We start from the raw sequence: 4,045 nt of genomic DNA, 5'->3' as shown, positions 1-4,045 counted from the left end.
GCGCTACCTGTCGCAGAACATGCTGGTCGCCGAGCAGTTCACCGGCCAGCCGGGTTCGACCGTGCCCCGCGAGGAGACCGTCGAGTCCTTCGACAAGATCACCAAGGGTGACTTCGACCACTACCCGGAGCAGGCGTTCCTGGGCATCGGTGGCCTGGAGGACCTGGAGAAGAAGTACAAGGAGATCACCGGCAAGTAGGTGCTCTCCCGAGCGCCGCGCCCCCTGTGGTTCCGGGGCGCGGCGTTCGGCGTTTCTCCACAGCGATCCGCTAGAGCGACACGACGTCCTCGCCGACCTTCACCTGCACGGCGTCGTCCGGCAGCAACGCGGCGTCCTCGCCCGCGTCCCGCCACTGACCGTCCCGCGTGGTGCGGTAGGCGAGCGACCCGTCCTTCCGCGCGACGATCCAGCCACCGCCGTCCGGGATGCGGTACCTGATCGGCAGCACGGCGTCGTGGTCCACGACGCCGACGTCCTCGACGTTGGACGGGCCCAACTGGTTCCCCACGAGCTCATAGGTCTCGACGGTCAGCACGGCCCCCTGCGGAGGGGACTTGCTCTTGTTGTCGATGATCATGTTCTCTCGCACGAGAATCACGCGATCGGGCGACCACACGGTGATCTGCCATCTACTGGCCGGGCGGGCGGTGCGTTCCAACTCCTTGGTGTCCACCCCCGCGACCGGCGTGCCGATGGTCCACCTGTTCTTCCACGGGAAGAAGTTGGGAATCGGGAGGCGGAAGTGGGGATCGACCTGCCGGTGGCCGAGGCCAATCTCGGCGTCCGCGATGCCGGACGATCTCCTCGCCATGTCGACCACCTCCGGCGGATGATCGCCCTGGTAGGTAGCGAGGGGCCCAGCGGCGACGTCGTCGGTGGACAACATCGCGACGCCGTCGCGAGCCTGGATCCGTCGCCACTGGAGTCGGGTCCGGGAGTCGTTCGGGCCGGTGGAGACAGGGGCGGAGCCGGGGGAGACAGAGGTGGAGAGGTAGAGCGGCTTGCCCTCGTCGACGACCAGCGCAAGTCGGTTGTACTGGCCGAACCTGAAGCAGGTGGGCACGTCGGACGCGTTGTCGATCGGGGAGCGCGTGGCGACCAGCCTGAGCTTGCCGTCGGTGGGGTCTGTCGCGACCAGACCCGTGACTGTCCGCAGCCCGGCGTACTGGGCATGCACCCAGTAGTCCTGGTGGACGTAGGTCTGCTGGATGACGACCGCCACCGGCCCGGCGGCCGTGTCGCCGGCCCACATGACGTGCGGTGCGCCGCGCAGGTCGTCGTAGAGGCGGAAGCGGGCCTCATCCATGTAGGTCAGGTCCGACTCCCACACGCCGAGGACCTGGGCCAGGAACGCCCGGTCGCCGGCCAGTCCGCCCTTCGTGGGTCTGGTCAGCAGCTCGTTCGCGACATCGGCCCGGGGTTCGTGGTCGAGGGCCACGACCGTGCCGCTCACAGCCACGGCGATGACCGCCACGGCACTCGCTACCACCGTCAGCCTGCGGCGCAGCCGGTGCCGGCGGCCGCCCGCCAGCACCTGCCGCGTGAAGTCCGGGCGCGGTTCGAGCCCGTCCGCCGCGTCGTGCAGCAACCTGCTGAGATCTGTCGTGTTCACTGTGCGGTTCTCTCCTGGGGCAGGGCGGACAGGTGGTCGCCGTCGTCGTCGTTGTCGTTGTCGTTGTCGTCGAGCAGCTTCCGCAGGCGGCCGAGACCGCGGGAGGTCTGGCTCTTCACGGTGCCGGTGCTGCACCGGAGCGCTCTCGCGATGTCGGCCTCGGACATGTCGTCGAAGTAGCGGAGCACGAGCACCGCCCGCATGCGTGGCGGCAGCTCACGCAGCGCGCGCACCACCCGGTCGTGTTCCACGATCTGTTGCTCATGACCGCTTCGGGTGCCACCTACGGTGTCGTCGAGCGGCACCTCCCTCACTCGCCGCGACCGCGCCCGCCAGCGGTTGGCCGCCGCGTTCGCGAGCGAGGCACGAATGTAGGGCTCGGGTGTGTCGCTGATCCGGCGCCAGCGCGGATAGCTGCGTTCCAGCACTTCCTGCAGCAGATCTTCCGCCGCGCCCCGGTCGCCACCGCACAGCAGGAACGCCGTGCGGAGCAACGCGGGGGCACGGTGGGTGACGAAGTCCGTGAAATCGGCTTCGCTCATGCGTACCCCAGTCGGTTGGTGACTCGTCTCACCCCATTCAGACACCGGCCTGACTGGGGAGGTTGAAACCGCACCAACTAGACTTCGGTAAAAGCGCCAGACATGGGAGGTACCGCGTGGCCGAGATGTCCGTCCAGCTGGTCGCCGTGGAACGACGCCTGTGGTCGGGTACCGGCACGTTCGTCTCCGCGCAGACCACCGAGGGTGAGATCGGTATCCTGCCAGGTCACGAGCCGGTGCTCGGCCAGCTCGTCGAGGGCGGTGTGGTCAAGGTACGCACCACCGACGGCGAGACGGTCACCGCCGCGGTCCAGGGCGGGTTCCTGTCGGTGACGGGCGACGCGGTGAGCATCCTCGCGGAGTCCGCCGACCTGGCCAACGAGATCGACGTGGAGGCGGCCCGAGCCGACCTCACTTCGGACGACGCGGAGGCGCGTGTCAGAGCGCAAAGCCGACTCCGCGCAGCGGGCCAGCGAGACTGACGGCCGAGCGAACGGGGGCGGGCCGTGAACATCACAGTGATGGTCGGAGCGGTCCTCCTGCTGGTGGCGGCTGTCCTCGTGTGGCTGGCGGTACGCCGGCTGCGCGCGCTGCGCTCCGGCGGTGTCCACGCCGCGCTACGCACCCACCTCGATGACCCGGGCAAGGGCTGGCACCTGGGCGTGGGCCGCTACCAGGGCGACGAGTTCGTCTGGTTCCGCGTGCTCAGCCTGCGCCCCGGCCCGGACCGCATCATCAGCCGGAGCGCCCTGGAGATAGCGGACCGCCGAGACCCGTCCGGCCCGGAGCTGTACAGCATGCCCCCCTCGTCGAGGGTCCTCCGCTTCCGCGAGACGGGCATGTCCGAGATCGAGCTGGCCATGAGCCCGGACGCCCTCACCGGGTTCCTGTCGTGGCTGGAGTCCGCCCCGCCGGGCCGGCTGCCCTGGGCCTCCTAGGACTTGTGCGCCCGGGCGGCGGCGAAGCAGTAGACGCCGAACGCGGCCAGCCCGATCGCGACGACCACGAGCGCGACGGTGCCGAACGGCTGCGCGGCGAGCGTCTTCAGCGCCCGGTCGAGACCGCCGGCCTCTCCCGGGTCGGACTGGAAGGCCGTCACCCCGAGCAGGATCCCGACGATGCCGACGACGACGCCCTTCGCGATGTACCCGAAGAACCCGAGCCGCCGCACCCACTGCTGGGTGCCGGTGGGCAGTTCCTGAAGGTTCAGGTCCTGCACGAACGACCGCTTGGCCCCACGCATGACCTCGGCGACGGCGACCCCGATGACGATCGCGGCGACGATCGCGACGAGCACCCGCCCGGCGGGCAGGGCGAGCACCTTCGCCGTCCACTCCTGCTGCCCCTGGTTGCCGGACTGCCCGCTCCCGCTCCCGGTCACGAGCCGCACGGCGTAGACCCCGAGCGAGATGCCGATGATGCCCCGCGCGACGGCCCCGATCCGCTTGCGCGTGCGCTTGCCCTTCTTCTGCACCCAGTGGAAGCTGACGGCGGCCATCATGAACTGCCACAGCCCGTAGGCGAACAGCCCGATGGCCAGCGCCCAGAGCATGACGGCCCCGAACGAAGTCGAGCCGACCTCCTGAAGGGCGCCCTTCTGGTCGGCCTGCTCCCCGGAGTGCCCGAAGGCGACCCGAAGCGCGAGGTAGGCCACGATGAGGTGGATGACCCCGTAGCACCCCATCCCAACACGGCCGAGTCCCTGTAGGACCCGGCTGTTCTTCGCACGCTGAGCGGACAAGGCAACCATGCCGGCTAGTTACCCCGGCCGGTGTTGCCCCGAACGGGCCGTTTGGCCTAATTCACCGGCCAGCGCCGGGCTGCCACAGCACGTCCCCGTCCGGGTTGGCCACCCGCGAGAGTACGAACAGGAGGTCGGAAAGCCGGTTC

Annotated in this window: 5 protein-coding genes and 2 pseudogenes; 3 read left to right on the top strand and 4 right to left on the bottom strand. The window is 69.5% G+C overall.

The genetic code is table 11. The features are described from left to right. A pseudogene (locus tag ACJ73U_RS28455) lies at nt 1–199 on the top strand (F0F1 ATP synthase subunit beta); the annotation flags it as partial. A 70-nt stretch (nt 200–269) separates the two neighbouring features. On the opposite strand, the gene ACJ73U_RS28450 reads toward ACJ73U_RS28455, so the two are convergent. Further along, the gene (locus tag ACJ73U_RS28450; RefSeq protein ID WP_407780798.1) at nt 270–1,613 is read right to left on the bottom strand and encodes a hypothetical protein; all 1,344 of its coding nucleotides are present in this window, start codon (nt 1,611–1,613) and stop codon (nt 270–272) included. Next, entirely contained in the window at nt 1,610–2,155 is a 546-nt protein-coding gene (locus ACJ73U_RS28445) for a SigE family RNA polymerase sigma factor (RefSeq protein ID WP_407780797.1), read from the bottom strand. The genes ACJ73U_RS28450 and ACJ73U_RS28445 overlap by 4 nt, the downstream gene beginning before the upstream one ends. A gap of 116 nt (nt 2,156–2,271) precedes the next feature. Between ACJ73U_RS28445 and ACJ73U_RS28440 the strand changes: the two genes are divergently transcribed. Then, the gene (locus ACJ73U_RS28440) at nt 2,272–2,637 is read left to right on the top strand and encodes a F0F1 ATP synthase subunit epsilon (RefSeq protein WP_407780796.1); all 366 of its coding nucleotides are present in this window, start codon (nt 2,272–2,274) and stop codon (nt 2,635–2,637) included. A gap of 24 nt (nt 2,638–2,661) precedes the next feature. Continuing rightward, nucleotides 2,662–3,093, top strand: coding sequence for a DUF2550 domain-containing protein (locus tag ACJ73U_RS28435; RefSeq protein WP_407780795.1), 432 nt, complete (start codon nt 2,662–2,664; stop codon nt 3,091–3,093). Here the strand turns inward: ACJ73U_RS28435 and ACJ73U_RS28430 are convergent. After that, a complete protein-coding gene (locus ACJ73U_RS28430) occupies nt 3,090–3,839 on the bottom strand; it encodes a DUF1206 domain-containing protein (RefSeq protein WP_407780794.1) in 750 nt (249 codons plus the stop codon). The genes ACJ73U_RS28435 and ACJ73U_RS28430 overlap by 4 nt on opposite strands. Nucleotides 3,840–3,957: 118 nt before the next feature. Then, nucleotides 3,958–4,045: pseudogene (locus ACJ73U_RS28425) on the bottom strand (cob(I)yrinic acid a c-diamide adenosyltransferase); the annotation flags it as partial.

Origin of the sequence: Actinophytocola sp., assembly GCF_045807065.1 — a bacterium.
Lineage (GTDB): Bacteria > Actinomycetota > Actinomycetes > Mycobacteriales > Pseudonocardiaceae > Actinophytocola.
Note: the sequence above shows the minus strand (reverse complement) of the source record. Positions and strands in the feature narration are given on the sequence as shown.